Below are 19,682 nucleotides of genomic sequence, written 5' to 3' on the forward strand. Positions count from 1 at the left end.
TAATTACGGATGAAAAGGGAAAAGGATTGGCAGCAGGATCAAGCTGACAATGGTTGAAACGATAATCAGGGGGATACCGGCCTTAGCGTAGTCGACAAATTTATAGCCACCCGCGGAGAGCACCATCATGTTGGCAGGCATACCGATAGGGGTTGCGTAGGCGCAGGAACCGCCAATGACCGTCGCCATCAGAACCGCACGCGGGTCGGCCCCCATGCCTGCGGCAATCGACAGACTTACCGGCACCAGCAGCGCGGTCGTGGCGGTATTGGACATAAAGTTGGTCATCACAACGGATAAGGCGAAAACGGCGATCAGCAACATGAACGGTGAGGAGTTTTGCCCCAGCATGCCGATTACATAGTCCGCAACCAGCTTGCCTGCCCCGGTCATTTCCAGCGCTTTTGCCAGCGCCAGTGTGCCGCCAAAGATAAAAATAGTCTGTGAATCAATGGCTTTATAGGCCTGTTTTTCCGTGAGTACGCCGCTTACTACCAGCACAAGAGCGCCAATACAACCGGTCACGGCCAGGCTGACACCGATCTTCTTCTCAAAGATCATGCCGAGGATCGTTGCGATCAACACCACGAGTGAGAGCCGTTGTTTCCACTGTGGAACATGGCTGTAGTCACGTTGCTCCCCGACGCTCCCCACCTCACCGCCGGTCGCATTATTCGGCAGAAAGCGATAGCCAATAGTCAGGAAGTAGAGAATGCCGCAGATGAGCATCGGGAGACCGATTTTTGCGTATTCAAAAAAGCCAAAGCCGCCGCCAATATTCTGTAGCGCAGACTGCGCGATAAGATTTCCCGGCGCGCCAATTAACGACAGGTTACCGCCCAACGCAGCGGCGAAAACCAGCGGCATCAGTAGACGAGAACGCGAGAAGCCCGATTTTGCCGCCACGCCGATCACCACCGGAATCAAAACCGCAGCGGTACCGGTGTTAGAGAGGACGCCAGACATCAACCCCACCACCACCATAATGGTGAAGATCAGCTGTTTTTCTGTTTTCGCGAAGCGCGTGATGACGCCGCCCACTTTGTTTGCCATACCGGTCTCGAACAACGCACCGCCTACGATGAACATCGCGACAAAGAGGATGACGTTAGTGTCGATAAAGCCAGCAAAGGCCTGTTTGATATTCAGAACTCCGGTGATCACTAAGGCCACGCAGACAATCATGGAAGTGACGGCCAGTGGCACTTTTTCCCATACAAACATGACGATAGCGAACACCAGTAAACATAAGGTAAGGGTAATGGGTTCCATATTTATAATTATCCAATCAATGATATATGATATTGTATCCAATGTTGACAGGGAGAAATTATTCCCATACAAAAACTAAGTCAAATCGTTTCTCAGGAAAGATGCAGGAGTGGGATCTACATCAAGATCGTGGTTAGATCGTTACTGGACGTGATTAATAGAATTGAAGAATTGGTTGAAGCGCCTGCGATGCTCACGCAGGCGAAAAGATCAGGCAGAAGGGTCACCAACATAGCGGGTCAGCATATTCTCCATTGAGCGAATAATGTGTTCGCGCATGCGCTGGCGTGCCAATGTTTCATCATGAAGTTCAAGAGCTTGCAGAATACTTTTATGTTCCTGAATGGAAATCACGGCATACTCTTCTTCGGTGACCTTATGGCCCATCGACAGGCCGTTCCACATATTACAGAGCAACATTTTCATTTTTTCGTTGCCAGCAACATTCCATATTTCCATATGAAATGCCTGATTCAGGTCGGAGTATTCCGCCGAGTTATTTTCCGCGAGAGCCTTTTCAGCGGCATAATGCACCTGGGCTATCCGCGAGATATCGGTGCCAGGACGAGAAGCTTTAGCCACCGCCTCACTTTCTAACAGCGCGCGAATTTCATAGTGTTCACGGATCGTTTGTTCATTGATGCCCAACACCACCGCCCCTTTATTAGGGCGCACTTTTATCAGCCCATCCGCCGCCAGAATCTGAAACGCCTCGCGCACTGGCATACTGGACACGCCGACCATTCCGGCAATGCCTTCTAACGTAATCTCCTGCCCTTCCACTAACTCCCTCGAAAGAATCGCTTTACGCAGCACTGCCGCGACCTGTTCTTTCGCTGAAAGAAGCTTAATCTTCCCTAACTTAGGCTTCTGCACTTTCCCAATCCTTCATATGTTGACGCATTATTTCTGCTAAAGAGAGGAAATAACGCTGCATAACTTGCCCAATCTCATCACGCCGCCCCTGGCGTATGACGTCAGCCAGTTCAGCGAAAAGCTGCGCCGACTCCTGATTATCTTTTTTCAGATGCAAAATAACATAAGAGACATAACCGTCCAGGAACTGCTGATACACCTTTTCCAGATAGCGGTTATTCACATAAGAAATCAGCATCGCATGACACTCCAGTTCGCAGGATTTATCTTCTGCGACAGCCAGCGCTTGCGCACATATCAGGAGGGCATCGCCTACTTCGCTGGGTATCAGCGAAAACATTTCGGCGGCCATCGCGGCAATCACGCGAAAAATATGACTCACGCGATCGGCCTCAAGATGCGCGACCTGCATGTGCCTGTTGGGCAGTCGGATTAAAAAACCTTCCTGTTCGAGTGACTGTAGCGCTTCTCGAACCGGCATTCGTGAAAGACCAAGCTGCTCCGCAATACTTTCCTGCGCGAGTTCTTCTCCCGCTTTTATATTGCCGGAAAGAATTTCATAGCGAAGCATTTGCGTAATGTGATCGCGGGTTTGCGTTCTTTGGATCTTTTTCACGACGTTCTCGTTAATAACCGATAAGACGTGAGGAGTTTAGCAGATTTAGTACTTGATTTCGTGGCTTGTTTACAGTCAAAGAAGCCGGAGCAAAAGCCCCGGCATCGGGCAGGAACAGCTTATTTATTAATAAAATCTTCACCCAACTGAATATCTTTTTTCAGCGTATCCAGCATAGCGTCCAGCGAATGTTGCTCGAAAGCGCTCAGTGTGCCGATGGATTTACGCTCTTCTACACCGTTTTTACCCAGCAGCAGCGGCTGAGAGAAGAAACGGGCATACTGACCGTCGCCTTCCACATAGGCGCATTCCACCACGCCTTTTTCGCCCTGCAGAGCGCGAACCAGAGAAAGACCGAAACGTGCGGCAGCCTGACCCATAGAGAGGGTTGCCGATCCGCCGCCGGCTTTCGCCTCGACGACTTCAGTACCGGCGTTCTGAATACGTTTAGTCAGCTCGGCCGCTTCTTGTTCGGTAAAACTTACGCCTGGAATCTGCGACAGCAGCGGCAGAATCGTCACGCCGGAGTGCCCGCCAATCACCGGGACTTCAACTTCCGTTGGCAGCTTACCTTTCAGCTCTGCAACAAAGGTATTAGAGCGGATGATATCCAGCGTGGTGACGCCAAACAGTTTGTTTTTGTCGTATACGCCTGCTTTTTTCAGCACTTCCGCCGCAATCGCAACGGTGGTGTTCACCGGGTTGGTGATAATGCCCACGCACGCTTTCGGGCAGGTTTTAGCGATCTGCTGCACCAGGTTTTTCACGATGCCGGCGTTAACGTTAAACAGGTCGGAACGGTCCATACCCGGCTTACGCGCCACACCCGCAGAAATCAGTACTACGTCAGCGCCTTCAAGCGCCGGGGTTGCGTCTTCACCGGAGAAACCTTTGATTTTTACAGCGGTGGGGATGTGGCTCAAATCAACGGCCACACCGGGAGTCACTGGAGCGATGTCGTACAGGGAGAGTTCTGAACCTGAAGGCAGTTGGTTTTTTAAAAGTAATGCCAGCGCCTGACCGATACCACCAGCAGCGCCGAGGACTGCGACTTTCATCCTAAACTCCTTATTATATGATTAGCTAAGTGTCTATTGCTCCGCGGCGGCGACCTTAATTCACAAATTCAATGATTACAATCCTCACTCATCAAGAATGCGGAGTCGCGCAATTTTGGCTTTTATGCATTTAATTTGCGTAATCCGGATCGACTGCAACCAGAGAGCAACGTTCCTACAGGTGGTGACAATATACCCTACTATCCTCTCAAAACAACATCATTTTGATAACAATTAATTTACTTTTAATCTTATTTGCGAGGCGTGACACAGGCATGTTTCTTGATAACGAAATTTGATAAAATTCCGCTCTTTCATAACATTATTTCAGCCTTAAACAAGGCAGACTGTTTGCATAAAAATTCATCTGTATGCACAATAATGTTGTTTCTACCGCCATATTACGGGTGACTTATGCGAAGCTCGGCTAAACAAGAAGAACTAGTAAGAGCGTTTAAAGCGCTCCTCAAAGAAGAAAAATTCAGCTCACAGGGCGAAATCGTCCTCGCGTTGCAGGATCAGGGCTTTGAAAATATCAATCAGTCCAAGGTCTCGCGCATGTTGACTAAGTTCGGCGCAGTGCGTACACGTAACGCAAAAATGGAAATGGTGTACTGTCTTCCGGCTGAACTGGGCGTCCCAACAACATCCAGTCCGTTGAAAAATCTGGTGCTGGATATCGACTATAACGACGCTGTCGTGGTGATTCATACCAGCCCCGGCGCGGCACAACTCATTGCGCGCCTGCTGGATTCACTGGGGAAAGCAGAAGGTATTCTCGGCACGATTGCCGGCGACGATACTATCTTCACCACGCCTGCCAGCGGCTTTTCCGTAAGAGATCTGTACGAAGCCATTCTGGAACTTTTTGAACAAGAGCTTTAGTCCCACTTCCTCCGTCGTCGTACGGCGGAGGCATCTTTTTGTCCTCTCCCCCTCGCCGCTTTCCTGTACGGCTATCATTTGGCAAATCATGCCCTTAAACATTCACCACATGAATGAAAAATCAAAAAAACGCACAAAATGTCAATTTTTTTAACCAATTGATTTTCTTTTATTTTTCAAACGACAGCGGCGAAAAACAGCAATTTTAATTCCATAACGTTATAAAAAATAAAATTTTTAATGTCTTTAAAAAGCAGAAACAATTAGCGTGGTATTAATTAATTGCGTGATTAGTGTATACTTAATTTTGTGATGAGGGTCACGAAACAAAGACCCCAGTAAAGGAATTCGACGAGGTAAAAATCATGAAAATCAAAACCACTGTTGCAACATTAAGTATTCTGTCCGTTCTCTCTTTTGGCGCTTTCGCCGCAGAACCTATCAGCGCAGAGCAAGCGCAAAATCGTGAAGCAATCGGATCGGTTTCAGTCAGCGCTATCGGCTCATCGCCTATGGATATGAATGCCATGCTGAGCAAAAAAGCGGATGAACAAGGCGCTACAGCCTACCATATTACCGAAGCGCGTAGCGGCAGCAACTGGCACGCCACTGCCGAACTGTACAAATAAAATTCACCTGCCATCGCATATAACGTGTCATTGCTTCGCGGAGATATCGCATAAGAAAAGCCCATTAATCCGCGAGGTTGACCCTATAAAGGAATAAAAGACCATGAAAACGAAATACATTATCGCATCACTCGGCCTGGCCACTCTGCTCTCTTTCGGCGCAAATGCCGCAGTACATCAGGTCAACGCGGAACAGGCGCAGAATCTGCAACCGATGGGTACCATTTCCGTCTCGCAGATTGGCAGTACGCCAATGGATATGCGCCAGGAGATCGTCGCTAAAGCCGAAAAAGCAGGCGCTAATAGCTATCGCATCATCGAATTAAAAGAAGGTGATAACTGGCACGCCACCGCCGAGTTGTATAAGTAAACCCTCGTCGTCTAACCCGACGACTTGCCCCCGCCTGTCGGGGGCTTTTTTATGCTTTTTCAATGCCGGACATTAAATCGTAGCCGTCCCTCCAGCTCTTCTTCCGCTTCATCAAAGAGTAAAATCAGCGCCCCGTAGCGCCTGCGCAGTTTATCAGGCAGGTGAACGAACTCAATCTCTAGCGGTAGGGGTAAGATATCGCTCATTACCGCATCCCATAATGTATCAAGATCGCTTACTTTCTCACTGGCAAGACCAAACGTCTGCGTAAACTCGCGATAAAAATCGCTTTGGTTTTTAATATCATTAAAATCAAAAGTATAGACATTCATAGCCAGCCACCATCCCCGACAGACAATTGTCTGTTTTACTACTAAGCATCATTATGCAGAGGTTTCACTTCCAGAAACGCTTTTAGCCCCGGAGCACTCTTGCGCTGTTTTTGTATCTCAAATAAGTATAGTCATAAAAAAACCGACGCTTTTGGCATCGGTTCTTGTGGGTTAGCTATCGGTAAGCGCGTTCTGGTATTTATGTAACATGCCCGTCAGGCGTTTAACCGGTTCCGTCACCTGCGGCGGCGCCTCCCAGATACGTAATTTCTCCTGATAGATATCCAGCTCATCCAGCAACTGACCAAAGTAGCGTCGCCGTTTATCATCGCTTCCGGCGGAAATAACATGGTCTGCAGTACGACGAAGCTGGCGGTGGAACACTGACAGATCTTCATTAACCGGTATCGGCGCGTCGCGTAGACGTTGATGAGCAATGATCATCGTTAGCGCCAGGCGAAACTTCGGCAAATCGCCAGGGAATTTATTCATCAGCAAAAAGAGTTGCTGATATAACGCAGGCAGACGGTTTTCTTTACGACGTACCACGTTGGTCGTCATTGCCGAGACCGCAGCGGAAACAAACTGATTAAGCAGCACGCGACCGGTTCGATCTTTGGATTTATCACGCACCAGCAGGATGACGATAAACGCCAGCATACAGCCGACAATTTGCCCCAACGCGCTGTCGAGGAACTGGCTGAAATGGAACGTCATCGGATTATCCAACACAATAATGTTAATCGTACTGGCCAGCGCCCCCATCGACCCCAGACGCCGTTTCTGGACCTCAATGCCGATAAAGAACCCCAATACCGCCAGGCTCAAACATAACAACAGCATACTTTGCTGCGTATTGGGAATAATCACCAGGAAATAGAGCAATCCCAGCGGCAACGCCGCCAGAGTGCCATAAATAAAATCAATGCAGACCATGCGCGGATTGGGTAAACGCATCGCCAGCGAGGTCACCACGGCAATCATCACCATCGCGCCATTACCCGATGTCCAGCCGGTCCATAGCCAGAATAATGTCCCCAGAATGCAGGAAAGCGTGGTGCGCCAGAAGTTCACCATCGCATGGTGGCGTTCAGCGGATTCCACTTTAACTACGGGCTCGCCTTGCAGGATCTCTTCTTCCGTCGCGCTGATTTTGGTGTTGCTGATCACGCCGCGTTTAAGCAGCAGATAGCGCGTCGCAGCGCCTACCCAGCTATAAAGCGTGACGGGCGTTTCGCGCTCACCGGTCCAGACAATGACACGCCGCATCCGTTTTAACTGCCTGTGGACGTCCTGTACCGTTTCAACCGGCGTCTCGAACAGTTCCCGGAATGTATCGGTAATCAGTTCCGGCCGCGTGTTTTGAATAAGATAAGTTTCACAGGATTGCGTAATCAGCGTGAGCGAAAGCGTATTCAACGCTTTCAGGCGGCGGTTAGCGCGTACCCAGCGCGAAGATTCCATATTCAGATTACTTCGCATCCCCTCCAGCGCCGCCGTGCGTCGCACCAGATCGCCCCAGGCGTTGTCGACTTCTTCGCTGTCGCCATGCTTAATACAAAGTTGCATTAGCTGATATTGCGCTACCAGTAAACTGTCCAGTTCGCGATCAACCTCCTGCTTTATCGATCGCGGCGAGAAAAGCAGATCCGCTAAAATAGCACAGCCAATGCCGATAACGATTTCGCTACAGCGCTCAAGCGCAAATTGCGGCGTGAGCAGCGGCTCCGTCTGAATGGTAATCACAATAATCAGCGCAGTATAACCTGACAGTCCCCACGCATAAGAGTTTTCGATCCGTACTAAAGAGGAGATCCAGGTACAAAAACCGGCCCAGACACAGCACACCAGAATCATCAATAGCGGCGCGCGGATCATAGAGATAATAATGATAAGCGCGGCGATACAGCCAATAAACGTCCCGATAATACGCAACATTCCGCGATAACGGATAGCGCCGGAATAGGGTTCCCCGCCAGCGGCAAATGCCGGGCCTGCCGCCACGATCGCGGCGGTCAGCACCGCCCAACGCGGCGTCTCCAGTTGAAAATGGAAGCCGATAAATAATGCCAGCACAATGGCGCACGCCAGCTTTACCGCAAAGCGAATGTGCTGGTTGGCAATGGAGAAAATGCCCATGACGATTAACCGAATTCGCGCAGCCGGTGCGCCAGTTTACGGAAGAAGGAGTCCTGGCTTGCGTCACGATCCTGCTTACCGGTGATCACGACGGTTGCCGTCGTACCGGCAGGCCACAAATTCCCCTGTTGCTCGTCGAGCCGGATGCGCACCGGGACACGCTGGGCCAGACGCACCCATTCGAGGTTAGAGTCTATCGTCGCCATCCCTTTCGCATCGCTGGTACTGCTGGCATTCGTTACCCCTGCCGCCACGCTATCGACGGTACCTTTTAATACCCGGTTGCTGCCAAGCGGCGTGATTTCGGCACGATATCCCGGACGCACGCCTTCCAGCTTGGTCTCTTCCATATAGGCCTGCACGTAAAAAGAGTTCTTTTTCACCAGGGCGACGGCTGTGGAACCGCGGGTAATAAATTCACCGGCATAAACATTGAGGTTAGTCACCCAGCCGTCGGCAGGCGCGCGAATGACGGTGCGTTCCAGATCGAGTTTAGCCAGATCGCGCGTCGCCTGGGCTTTAGCCAGTTGATGCAGTACAGTCTGCAAGACATTGTTCGCCTGATCGATCTCTTCCCGGGACATCGCCTGTACGCCGAGGCGATTACGGCGACTGGCTTCCTGGCGTTTTTCCTGCGCCAGGACCTGATAATAGGCTACATCAGCTTCCGCTTCCGCCAGCGCTTTTTGATAGCGTGGCTGATCGATGGTAAACAGAACCTGATCCTTTTTCACCAGTTGGTTATCATGCACGTTTACATGGGTAATCAGGCCCGCGACATCCGGGGCAATAGCGACGACATCGGCGCTAAAACGGGCATCGCGCGTCCAGGGAGATTCGGTGTAATACACCCAGGCGCGGAAAATGGCGATAAAGGCCAGAATAACCAGTACGAGGGTAATGGCCGTACGGGAGAGTTTTCTTGTTAGTGTTTTCACTTCAACCTCAAACGAACAGGCGCGATATTAAATAAAACAGACAACAATACAGCGCGGTATTGAACAGAGCCGGATGCCAGACAAAATCATAGATGCCCGTCGGCACAAGCATCCGACGCACCAGCCAAAAAATAGCCAGTGACAAAAGCAATTCGAAAAATATCGGTGGGAAGGAAAGACCAAACACCACGATAACGGGAAACAGACTCATGTTGACCTTGATTTCTGAGAGAGAGCAGGCGATAGATTGTTAAGCTACATCGCCGCAGAGAAGGGCAAGAGACGCCAGGCGAGAGCGACATAGCTCTTATTCGAATAATAGTATATTAACGTAATTGTTATGCTGTTATCTATATTATGTGATCTAAATCACTTTTAAGCCAGAGTGAATAATGGAACGATTAAAACGAATGTCGGTATTCGCCAAAGTTGTCGAGTTTGGCTCTTTTACCGCCGCAGCCAGACAGCTGCAAATGAGCGTATCGTCCATCAGCCAGACTGTGGCGAAACTGGAAGATGAGCTTCAGGTTAAATTGCTCAACCGCAGCACACGCAGCATTGGGCTCACCGAAGCTGGAAAAATCTATTATCAGGGCTGTCGTCGTATGCTGCATGAAGTGCAGGATGTTCACGAGCAGCTTTACGCTTTTAATAACACGCCTATCGGTACATTGCGTATCGGCTGTTCTTCAACCATGGCGCAAAATGTGCTGGCCGGGCTTACCGCAAAATTATTAAAAGAGTATCCCGGTCTGGCGGTCAATCTGGTGACAGGAATTCCGGCCCCGGATTTAATTGCCGACGGGCTGGACGTGGTGATCCGCGTGGGCGCGCTGCAAGACTCCAGCCTGTTTTCCCGTCGACTCGGCGCGATGCCGATGGTTGTGTGCGCCGCCAAGCCGTACCTCGCTCAGTACGGCGTCCCGGAAAAACCCGCCGATCTCAGTAGCCATTCCTGGCTGGAATATAGCGTGCGCCCGGATAATGAGTTTGAACTTATCGCGCCGGAAGGAATTTCTACCCGACTGATTCCACAGGGGCGGTTCGTCACTAACGATCCGATGACGCTGGTACGCTGGCTGACCGCCGGAACCGGAATCGCCTATGTGCCGCTGATGTGGGTGATCGATGAGATCAATCGTGGCGATCTGGAGATCCTGCTGCCTCGCTATCAGTCCGATCCCCGTCCGGTGTACGCGCTTTACACCGAAAAAGATAAGCTGCCGCTTAAAGTGCAGGTAGTGATTAACGCGTTAACTGACTATTTTGTCGATGTCGCACACCTGTTTCAGGGGATGCACGGGCGAGGGAAAGAAAAATAAAAACACCGGGTAATTGCTGAAGACGATTGTAGCCAGATGCCACCCGACGCAGACATTTCCTGATGGCGCTGCGCTTATCAGGCCTGGGCGGCACACACCACAGGCCTGATAAGGCGGACAGTTATGCGGTGCCGCCAACCGTCAGGTTATCGACTTTCAGCGTCGGCTGGCCTACGCCTACCGGCAGACTTTGCCCCTCTTTACCGCAAACCCCCACCCCGTTATCCAGCTTAAGGTCATTGCCGACCATGGAGATCTGTTGCATCGTTTCAATGCCTGATCCAATCAACGTCGCGCCCTTCACCGGCGTCGTGACTTTGCCGTTTTCAATCAAATACGCTTCCGAGGTAGAGAACACAAACTTGCCGGAGGTGATATCCACCTGACCGCCGCCAAAGTTAGGCGCATAGATGCCGTACTCAACGGATTCGATAATTTCCTGCGGCGTTGACTGCCCCGCCAACATATAGGTATTCGTCATACGCGGCATCGGCAGATGCGCATAAGATTCGCGACGCCCGTTACCGGTCGGCGCAGCGCCCATCAGGCGCGCGTTCAGCTTGTCCTGCATGTATCCTTTCAGCACGCCATTTTCAATCAATACGTTGTACTGGCCTGGCGTACCTTCATCATCGATAGCAACGGAGCCGCGACGGTTCATCATTGTGCCGTCGTCCACTACGGTGCAAAGCGCGGAGGCAACCTGCTCGCCGATCTGACCGCTAAACACAGATGTCCCACGACGGTTAAAATCACCTTCCAGCCCGTGACCGACCGCTTCGTGCAGCAATACGCCCGGCCACCCGGCGCCCAGAACCACCGGTAACGTCCCCGCTGGCGCAGCGACCGCGGAGAGATTAACCAGCGCCATGCGTACCGCTTCTTTCGCCCACGCGTCGGCGCGCACCTCGCCGTCGAGATCGGCAAGAAAATACTCATAACCAAAGCGACCGCCGCCGCCGCTGGCGCCGCGCTCGCGTTTACCGTCTTCTTCCACCTGCACGCTAACGGACAACCGCACCAGTGGACGGACATCCGCCGCCAGCGTCCCGTCGGTCGCCGCCACGAGGATTAATTCATATACGCCGGTCAGGCTGGCGTTAACTTCCTGCACGCGTTTATCGGCTTCTCGCGCCACTTTGTCAACGCGTCTGAGGATATCCAGCTTCTCTTCGCGGCTCATACTTTGCAGTGGATCAAGGGTGGTGTAGAGCGGCTGATGCGCTACGGCGGCGAGCGTTTTTACCTTGCCTTCGCCGTTCTCGCGTACAATGGTTCGCGCTGCCTGCGCACTCTGCTCCAGCGCCAGGAGGCTTATCTGGTCAGCATAAGCAAAACCGGTTTTTTCGCCGCTAATGGCGCGAACGCCAACGCCCTGGTCGATATTATATGAACCATCTTTAATGATGCGGTCTTCTAAAACCCAGGATTCGTGATAGCTCGACTGAAAATAGAGGTCGCCATAATCAAGACGGCGTTCGGCCAGTTGGCCCAAAATAGCGAACAGATCCTGATGGTTCAGGCCATTCGCCGCTAGCAATTGTTCACTTACCAGGTTCAGACTCATCGTTTTTGCTACTCGTTGATTTCTGCCGGATGGCGGTTCACGCCTTATCCGGACTACGTTGTTAGATTGTACAAACCGGATAAACGCAGCGCCGTCCGGCATGACTATTTACTGAGAGTGGGGCAATTCCTCGCCCCCGTCAAATCATTGCTGGCTTTCTTTTATCGGTTGGCGCAGAACTTCGTTGATCTGCGGCGCATCGACCGGACCGGTAATGCGATATCGCAAAATGGAGACCTTGCTCCATAGCGGCCCCAACACTTTACTGGCGGCAAATACCGCCGCGCCGACAATCGGGTTAACGGCAAACGCGGCGGCGACGCCCACGGTGGCGGAAATTTCCGGCGCGACAACGGCCTCCATATCAAGACGACGACGCACCAGATCAACAGAACCTTTCATTGCAATATCCGCTTCCAGCCCATCCACCAGCGTATCGTCAGTATGCAGGACGCCATCTTTAATCCACGCGGTACTATGAATAGAGTCGAAATAGAAGCCCTCGCTAAAGGTATCTCTGAAGTCAAACCGCAGCTTACGCAGCAACGCATCAAAACTGAGCAGCCGCAGTAACTGTCCGGCATGACCGCTACTGAGATCAGTAAACTCGCCTTTACCCAGACGCGTACGTAAAATCCCGTTGAGCGTGGCTTCCTCAGGTTGCCAGGGCGGGTTTCGCCAGTGCAGATCGTAATCTACGTTAAAAGACGCGTTCTGGATTGGCGTCGAGATGCCGAAGAACCCGGCAGCCGTGTCGAGGTTACTACCATGCAGACTACCTTTCAGCGAGGTTCGTTCATTACCCGGCGCATTCACCCACTCGCCGTTCGCTTTCAAACGGGCGAATCCGGTATCGATCAGGCCATTCGCCAGAGTCAGCGTATTGCCTTTGATGGCGAAATCGCCATCAATACGCCCATATTTTTGCCCCCACAGCCAGCACTCTTCGCAGCGAAGCTGTAAGTCCGGCCAGCCGCGGAAGCTAATCGTGTTCGCCGAAGCCAACGGCGATGTCGGCGTTGGTGACGAGGCGTGCGTTTTTGCGACGCCAGGGTTGTAGTACAGGTACTTAATGTTCGCCAGCCACGGCGCATGGTTGCGCATGAGCAGCGTGGCGTTCACCTCACGCCCCTGCGCTTCAATTTTTGTTCCGTTCAGCGAGGGGGCTGAAACAACGCTCAAATTGTTCCACTGCTGGCCGCCCAGCGATAGCGCGGGAGTACGCAACGTGACGCGTTGAGGAAACTCGGCCGAACTGCTCACGTTATCCGCCGCGCCTTTCTGGAATAACGCCAGCCACTGCGCGCCATCCAGCGCCGGCAGATTGAGCTCAACGCCTTGTTGAGCAGGTAATGGCGGAATCGTCCGGCTGTCCGTCGTCCAGATAGCCCGATCCAACGTCAGCTTCTGATTTAATAACCAGCGGCTGTTAAAGTGATTTTTACTCCCTGCGCTCCCCGTTAGCGCAAAACTTTTCAGGTTGCCGTCAGCCTGAATGTTCACCGGAATGGCTTCGCCTGCGGGTTTATTTAGCGGAGAAGGTAAGTGACTGCTCACATTTCTCAGATCGCCGTTCAGCTCGATGTGATAAGTGGTGTCAGCGTGATATGGAAGATCGATGCCGACTTTACCATTCCACGTCACGCTGCCGCTCAGGGCGTCATTCAGTTGCGGCGGTAAGACGCCCATACGCGTTGGCTGCCAGTTACCGTTCAGGTTGACGGCGACCTGATAGGCTTTTGCCCCTTCCGTCGTACTGAAATCCAGGTTCAGCGGCTGATTAAACCAGTTTGCCGTCAGCGGCCCGCTTTTTAGCGCGCCATTCACAAAGCTGAATTTACCGTTCAAATTTTTGAGCGTGCTGTTTAGCGGCTTAATAAACAGACTGTTATTACGCAACGAGACATCGCCCTCGGCGGTAACCTGTTCTCCGTCCAGCGGAATATCAAGATGTAAGCGAGCATTCACATCGCCATCTAACTGGAGCTCCGCCAGCGTCGAGCCAAGCGAGTCTTTTAGCGGCGTCTCGTCAAAATAAGGCCCAACGGCTTTTCCCGGCCCGTTAATATCGGCATCAATGAGCAGTTTCTCTTTGGAATAATCCGGAATCGCCGCCGCGAGTTTGCTGGCCTTCACCCCGCCCAAATCGACGCTATCCGAACGCATCCATAGGCCGTCGTTCAGGAAATCCAGTTCAATGTTGAGATTTTTTAGCGCCGGCCAGTCGGGTTGAAAAGCAAACGTCGCATTGCGTAGCGGCACCAGCACTTCAAACTGACCTTCGTTATGCTTATAGGGAAAGAGGTGCGGGTTACCACCGTAAACCAACGTGGCGTTATCCGCCTCGCCGCCCTGAATCGCGCCGCTAAGGTAATCGACCAGCGCTTTGCCCATCAGGTTTTCCGGAAAATAGCGCCACGCCTGAGATCCATCGTCGGTACTGATTCCGGCCAGAATACCCAGCCACGGTTCGTCGCCCGTCGGTTGCAGATAGCGGAACCCGCCGCGCGCATGTACCGCCTTTGCTTTGACGTCAATGTCGCGGCCATCAAGCTGAAAGCCGTTCTCATTCTTCAACCAGCTAAGCGTCGCGACGCCGTTTTCAATTTCCAGCGGCGCGCGAAAAACGGTTTCATAGGGCATCTTAGCCTGCTGCATCGCAACCTTCATCTGCCCGTCTTCTACGCTTCCCGCCAGCGTACCGGAAAAATGTTCCGCGCCGGGCAACAGCTTCCACTGTTTCCAGGCAAGATTTTCCCACGATGCCTGAAAACGCGTTTTTTCGGTGGCCTGTAGCGGAATATCCAGCGCCAGTGTGGCGATCTTTCCGCTCGGCTGCGTAGCCTGCCATATTTCGCCCAGCACAGGCGACAGTTTAGCCGCCAGCGGACGTAATGCTTCCAGCCCCGCCAGTTCAAGATTACTGGCGCGAATGCGTAGCTCATCGCTACGTGTGTGATTCTCGCCGCCGACGTCCTGCTGCGGGAGCCAGGCCACGGTTAAGGCTCCGCTCGGCCAGGGTTTACCATCAAGCGTAATCCGTGTGTCCGGAATATAAAACTGCCAGCCCGGCTGCTCGCGGCTAATCTGCGCCGTCAGGTTATCGACAGACAGCGTGTGCGTCGTGTTATCGCCCAGCCAGCTTGCGCCGCCCTGTTTCAGCCAGACGTCTCCTCCGGCGATTTCGCCTTTACTGAGCGTCATCCAGCCTTCCAGACTGAAACGCGCCGTCTGGAGCGCCACATTATCCTGCATCCATTTGCCCAGCCACGGCTTGACGTCAATATCGTCGGCCTGTAACCAGACTCTGCCGTTATTTAGCAAACCGTCGTCATCGCGTAAATCCATCCGCACCTGCATCACGCCGTGCTGGCCGGTCAGGCTGGAGAGGCTGACTTCGCCTTCGGCGCGGTGCCGCTCTTTGCCGTTTAGCCAGGTAAGCTGTGGGATCGCCAGCTCCGCGCGTTGTCCGGAAAGCGTTAGAAAACTGATTTGGCTATCGCGCAGATCGAAATGATCGAACTGCCGCAGGAAAAGATCGCTTAAACGGCTGGTTTCGATGCCTTCGCCGTCACTGCTTTGAAGAGGCGTGTTGGTGCGGAAATTGAGTTGCCAGAAGGTCAGGTCGCGAAACTGCCAGCGCATATGCAACAGGCTTTGCCAGACGTCCAGCGCCAGCGTAACGCGTTTTATCGACAGTTCGCCGCCATCTTTCAGGGCGGCATGAATATTATGCGCTTCCAGCGTAGGGCCAAAATTTTGCCAGCTTGCGGAGAGTTGGCTGGCGGCCACCGGCACGCCGGTCACAGACTCAATTTTATTCAGGATAGCTGGACGCCAGGCGTCAAGATGAGGCAACGCCAGGCGCAGCCCGCTAACCAGCAGCGCTGCAATGACGATGAGCGCGGCTCCAGTGAGCAATAAAATCCCCGGCAATCGCCTCACGCGTCTCTCCTTGTCTGCCAAAAAATACGACTCACACCCCTTGAAGGTATATTGCCGGATGGCGGCGCTTGCGCCTTATCCGGCCTACATGCGCTGGTGCTACTACTCAATTACATCATTACGACGTCAAACTGCTCCTGGTTATAAAGCGGTTCGACCTGAACTTTAACCTGTTTGCCGACAAAGATTTCGACTTCCGCCAGCGCGTGTGATTCTTCGCCTTTCAGCGCTTCCGCCACCGCAGGAGAAGCATAAACCAGGAAGCGATCGGAGTCATAAGCGTGATGAACACGTACAATTTCACGCATGATCTCATAGCAGACGGTTTCCACCGTTTTTACCGTCCCGCGGCCATGACAGGTTGGACACTCGTTACAAAGCACATGTTCCACGCTTTCACGAGTCCGTTTACGGGTCATTTCCACCAGCCCCAGCGGCGAAAAACCGTTAATACTGGTTTTCACGCGATCCTTACTTAACGCCTGTTCCAGCGAATGCAGCACCCGGCGGCGATGATCTTCATTATTCATGTCGATAAAATCGATAATGATAATGCCGCCCAGATTACGCAGGCGTAGCTGGCGGGCAATGGCCTGAGTCGCTTCAATATTGGTATTAAAAATGGTGTCGTCGAGATTACGGTGTCCGACAAACGCGCCGGTATTGATATCTACCGTCGTCATCGCTTCGGTTTGGTCGATAATCAGATAACCGCCGGACTTGAGTTCAACCTTACGCTCCAGCGCGCGCTGGATCTCATTTTCCACGTCATAAAGATCGAAGATCGGCTGATGGCCACTGTAATGCTCCAGCTTACTGGTCATTTCCGGGATGTATTCTGCGGTAAACTCCAGCAGCGACTCATAGGTCAGACGTGAGTCGACGCGAATTCGGTCCAACTGCGCATCGGCGAAATCGCGCAGCACGCGCTGCGCCAGCGCCAGTTCGCCATACATCTGGTAGCGCGTTTGCGGACGCTTTTTGCGCTCCATGACTTTCGTCCAGACGCGCTTGAGATAGGCGGCGTCAGACGCGAGATCCTCTTCACACACGCCTTCCGCCGCGGTACGGATAATAAACCCGCCCTGTTCGTCGCAGTATTCCGCCACCACCTTTTTCAGGCGCTCGCGTTCACTTTCGCTTTCGATACGCTGGGAAACGCCAACGTGTGACGCGCCGGGCATAAAAACAAGGTAACGGGAGGGCAACGTGATGTCCGTGGTCAAACGCGCGCCTTTCGTGCCGAGCGGATCTTTCACTACCTGCACCATCAGATCCTGTCCCTGACGCACTAGTTCGGAGATATCGCGCACGGTAAACTGTTTTTGCTCGTCGCCTGCCACGCATTCGGTATGCGGCATAATGTCGGAAGCATGAAGAAATGCGGCTTTATCCAGCCCAATATCTACAAAAGCCGCCTGCATACCTGGAAGTACACGACTTACACGACCTTTGTAGATATTGCCTACGATTCCGCGTCGCGCTTCGCGCTCAATATGGATTTCCTGAAGAATACCGCCATCAATGTACGCCACGCGCGTTTCCGATGGCGTTACGTTTACCAACAATTCAGCCGTCATGTTTATCCCTTTTATCACGCAGTGCGTTAAAATGACTCAACAACTCATACGTTTCAACCAGCGGTAAGCCGACCACGGCGTGATAGCTGCCATTTATCTTCCTGACAAAACAGCCACCCCGCCCCTGAATACCGTATGCACCTGCTTTATCTAAAGGCTCGCCGCTGGCGACATAGCCAGTAATATCCTGCGCAGAAAGCGTGCGGAAAGTCACCTCCGTTACCACCAGACAATCCAGCGTCTGCTGCGAGTCCGCAAGCGCAACAGCAGTCATCACCTGATGCGTATTTCCGGAAAGCAAACGCAGCATTTCTGCGGCATGAGCGGCGTCGCGCGGCTTTTCCAGCACCTCGCCGTTTAACACGACTATCGTATCCGCGCCCAACACCGGCAGATCACGGGGAACCAGCGCCACGCCAGCCTGCGCCTTTTCGCGCGCCAGCCGAACAACATACTGCTGCGCGCTTTCCTGAGCACGCCGTTGCTCTTCAATACCAGGCACGACCTGCTCGAATGAAAATCCAAGTTGAGTCAATAATTCCTGGCGACGCGGGGAACCGGAAGCAAGATACAGAGTTGTCATATCGACCTTTATTGCACAGCAAACTGCTGGCGTACTTTACGCATCAGCAAAAAGAGCCAGGGCCACAGCACGCCATTGACTACACTACTCCAGAACACTTCCGGTCTGAAAGAGACGTTGATCACTAAAAACTCGGCCCAGAAAACAATAATGTCCACGGCCAGTGAAAGCAACATTACCACCAGCGCCTGCTGCCAGAGCGCCAGGTTACGGAAGAGCTGGAATTTCAGAGCGACCAGATAGGCGACAATACTCATCGACAGAGCGCGCACGCCAAGTGTGGAACCGCTGATGAGATCAAGTATGGCACCCATCACAAATCCCGTCCCCACATTTACGCGGTGCGGCAGGGCCAGAATCCAGTACAGTAAGATGAGCAAAACCCAGTTTGGCCGGAAAACAATGATGTCGTCCGGCCAGGGCATGATTTGCAGCAACAGCGCAATAAGAAACGAGAGCCAGATAACCCAGCGCCCCTGGCTACGATAGCTCGCCACCATTACCCTCCCGGCGCACGCGCAGGCGGCGTGGTCGCGCCCGAAGGCGATGGTTGCGTTGATACCGGCGCAGTCTGGCCCGCAGATGGCTGAGTAATCCCCGTCGCCGGGTCCGGCACTGGCGCCGGCGGCCCCATCGCATCCGGAGAAGGCAACACCTGCGGCATCATCTGCATCAGGCGCTCATTGGCGACGCGGTGAACCTCTTCCGGCGTCATCGGATTGGCGCCGTTACGATCGGCTCCCCACAACAGCAGCAGATAGCGTAAACGCTGCAAACCCGCGGTTGGACGTGCCTGAATGACGGTATAGGCGCGCTGAGTGTCCAGCTTGACGGAGGAGACCACCGCCACCGGATACCCTTCCGGGAAACGCCCACCAAGTCCGGACGTTACCAGCACATCGCCAACGCGAATATCGGTATTGGCGGGCAGATGTTCAAGCTGAAGATCGTCAGTGCAGCCGTTACCGGCGGCAATCACGCGGATGTCATTGCGCAGTACCTGAATCGGCAGCGCATGAGTCGCATCGCAAATCAGCAACACGCGGCTGGTCAGTTTCGCCACGGCGACAACCTGCCCTACGACACCTTTGTCGCTAATGACCGGTTGACCTTCATATACGCCATTAACGCTGCCTTTATCGATAACGACCTGATCGCTGTAAGGATCGTTAACCGTTGAAATAACCTGCGTCACCATTTTCTGCTCGTCCTGACGCAGCGGCGACCCCAGCAGCTCGCGCAACCGCGCGTTCTCCTGTTTGTACTGCCCCAGCATCAGCAGGTCGCTGTTTTTTAGCAGTAATTCCTGGCGCAGCGCCCGGTTTTCCAGCTCAAGCTGGTCGCGAGAAGCCAGCGTTTGTGACACGCTGTCGAGCAGTTCACGAGGGCCGTTTGAAATAAAATAGAAAGGACTGACGGCAGTGTCCATGTACGTTCGGATTTGACTGAACGTCCCCAGGCGGCTGTCGGCAATGATAACGCCGAGCGCCACCAGCACCGCCAGAATAAGGCGAATCTGTAGCGACGGGCCACGGCTAAAAATTGGCTTCATAGGCTATGCGTATTCTCG

At 52.9% G+C, this 19,682-nt stretch carries 18 protein-coding genes; 4 read left to right on the forward strand and 14 right to left on the reverse strand.

All coding sequences use genetic code 11. The features are described 5' to 3' along the window. Positions 1-3: 3 nt before the first annotated feature. The 4 genes from EOS97_RS07125 to mdh all read right to left on the reverse strand — a co-directional run bounded on the left by EOS97_RS07125 (position 4) and on the right by mdh (position 3,822). Positions 4-1,272: an SLC13 family permease gene (locus EOS97_RS07125; RefSeq protein ID WP_000433390.1), complete on the reverse strand. Its 1,269-nt coding sequence runs from the start codon at positions 1,270-1,272 to the stop codon at positions 4-6. 210 nt (positions 1,273-1,482) lie between these two features. Continuing rightward, entirely contained in the window at positions 1,483-2,148 is a 666-nt protein-coding gene (locus EOS97_RS07130) for a GntR family transcriptional regulator (RefSeq protein WP_001171581.1), read from the reverse strand. Continuing rightward, the gene (locus tag EOS97_RS07135; protein WP_000723774.1) at positions 2,135-2,764 is read right to left on the reverse strand and encodes a GntR family transcriptional regulator; all 630 of its coding nucleotides are present in this window, start codon (positions 2,762-2,764) and stop codon (positions 2,135-2,137) included. Before EOS97_RS07135 ends, EOS97_RS07130 begins: the two co-directional genes overlap by 14 nt. Positions 2,765-2,883: 119 nt before the next feature. Continuing rightward, positions 2,884-3,822 carry a malate dehydrogenase gene (gene mdh, locus EOS97_RS07140; RefSeq protein WP_000861586.1) on the reverse strand — a complete coding sequence of 313 codons (939 nt, stop codon included), beginning with the start codon at positions 3,820-3,822 and terminating at the stop codon, positions 2,884-2,886. 414 nt (positions 3,823-4,236) lie between these two features. On the opposite strand from mdh, the gene argR reads away from it, so the two are divergent. From argR to yhcN-B, 3 genes are all read left to right on the forward strand, one after another. After that, positions 4,237-4,707 (forward strand): transcriptional regulator ArgR, encoded by a 471-nt coding sequence (gene argR, locus EOS97_RS07145; protein ID WP_001257852.1) that lies wholly within the window; start codon positions 4,237-4,239, stop codon positions 4,705-4,707. Positions 4,708-5,072: 365 nt separating this feature from the next. Continuing rightward, complete coding sequence (gene yhcN / locus EOS97_RS07150; RefSeq protein WP_000695693.1) at positions 5,073-5,336, forward strand: peroxide/acid stress response protein YhcN; 264 nt, start codon at positions 5,073-5,075, stop codon at positions 5,334-5,336. Between the two features lie 103 nt (positions 5,337-5,439). Beyond that, positions 5,440-5,706, forward strand: coding sequence for a DUF1471 family stress response protein YhcN-B (yhcN-B, locus tag EOS97_RS07155; protein WP_000853277.1), 267 nt, complete (start codon positions 5,440-5,442; stop codon positions 5,704-5,706). 59 nt (positions 5,707-5,765) lie between these two features. On the opposite strand, the gene EOS97_RS07160 is transcribed toward yhcN-B, so the two are convergent. From EOS97_RS07160 to aaeX, 4 genes are all read right to left on the reverse strand, one after another. Beyond that, on the reverse strand, positions 5,766-6,038 hold the full coding sequence (locus tag EOS97_RS07160; protein WP_001103887.1) for a hypothetical protein: 273 nt from the start codon (positions 6,036-6,038) through the stop codon (positions 5,766-5,768). A gap of 171 nt (positions 6,039-6,209) precedes the next feature. Continuing rightward, positions 6,210-8,177: a p-hydroxybenzoic acid efflux pump subunit AaeB gene (aaeB, locus tag EOS97_RS07165; protein WP_000510913.1), complete on the reverse strand. Its 1,968-nt coding sequence runs from the start codon at positions 8,175-8,177 to the stop codon at positions 6,210-6,212. A 5-nt stretch (positions 8,178-8,182) separates the two neighbouring features. After that, complete coding sequence (gene aaeA, locus EOS97_RS07170) at positions 8,183-9,115, reverse strand: p-hydroxybenzoic acid efflux pump subunit AaeA (RefSeq protein WP_000855138.1); 933 nt, start codon at positions 9,113-9,115, stop codon at positions 8,183-8,185. 7 nt (positions 9,116-9,122) lie between these two features. Continuing rightward, positions 9,123-9,326 carry a p-hydroxybenzoic acid efflux pump operon protein AaeX gene (aaeX, locus tag EOS97_RS07175; protein WP_000051840.1) on the reverse strand — a complete coding sequence of 68 codons (204 nt, stop codon included), beginning with the start codon at positions 9,324-9,326 and terminating at the stop codon, positions 9,123-9,125. 181 nt (positions 9,327-9,507) lie between these two features. Here aaeX and aaeR point away from each other — a divergent pair, with 181 nt between their 5' ends. Then, the gene (gene aaeR, locus EOS97_RS07180) at positions 9,508-10,437 is read left to right on the forward strand and encodes an HTH-type transcriptional activator AaeR (protein ID WP_000440300.1); all 930 of its coding nucleotides are present in this window, start codon (positions 9,508-9,510) and stop codon (positions 10,435-10,437) included. A gap of 121 nt (positions 10,438-10,558) precedes the next feature. On the opposite strand, the gene tldD is transcribed toward aaeR, so the two are convergent. From tldD to mreC, 6 genes are all read right to left on the reverse strand, one after another. Continuing rightward, positions 10,559-12,004 carry a metalloprotease TldD gene (tldD, locus tag EOS97_RS07185; RefSeq protein ID WP_000055940.1) on the reverse strand — a complete coding sequence of 482 codons (1,446 nt, stop codon included), beginning with the start codon at positions 12,002-12,004 and terminating at the stop codon, positions 10,559-10,561. Positions 12,005-12,148: 144 nt separating this feature from the next. Next, entirely contained in the window at positions 12,149-15,949 is a 3,801-nt protein-coding gene (gene yhdP, locus EOS97_RS07190; protein WP_001253502.1) for an AsmA2 domain-containing protein YhdP, read from the reverse strand. A gap of 110 nt (positions 15,950-16,059) precedes the next feature. After that, positions 16,060-17,529 carry a ribonuclease G gene (rng, locus tag EOS97_RS07195; protein ID WP_000123188.1) on the reverse strand — a complete coding sequence of 490 codons (1,470 nt, stop codon included), beginning with the start codon at positions 17,527-17,529 and terminating at the stop codon, positions 16,060-16,062. Further along, positions 17,519-18,112, reverse strand: coding sequence for a nucleoside triphosphate pyrophosphatase (locus EOS97_RS07200; protein WP_000210306.1), 594 nt, complete (start codon positions 18,110-18,112; stop codon positions 17,519-17,521). The genes rng and EOS97_RS07200 overlap by 11 nt, the downstream gene beginning before the upstream one ends. Positions 18,113-18,120: 8 nt before the next feature. Next, entirely contained in the window at positions 18,121-18,609 is a 489-nt protein-coding gene (mreD, locus tag EOS97_RS07205; protein ID WP_000179403.1) for a rod shape-determining protein MreD, read from the reverse strand. Between the two features lie 2 nt (positions 18,610-18,611). Next, positions 18,612-19,664, reverse strand: a complete 1,053-nt coding sequence (gene mreC / locus EOS97_RS07210; protein WP_000802538.1) for a rod shape-determining protein MreC — start codon at positions 19,662-19,664, stop codon at positions 18,612-18,614. Between the last annotated feature and the right edge of the window lie 18 nt (positions 19,665-19,682).

It is taken from the genome of Salmonella sp. SSDFZ54, assembly GCF_004010735.1.
Classification (GTDB): domain Bacteria; phylum Pseudomonadota; class Gammaproteobacteria; order Enterobacterales; family Enterobacteriaceae; genus Salmonella; species Salmonella enterica.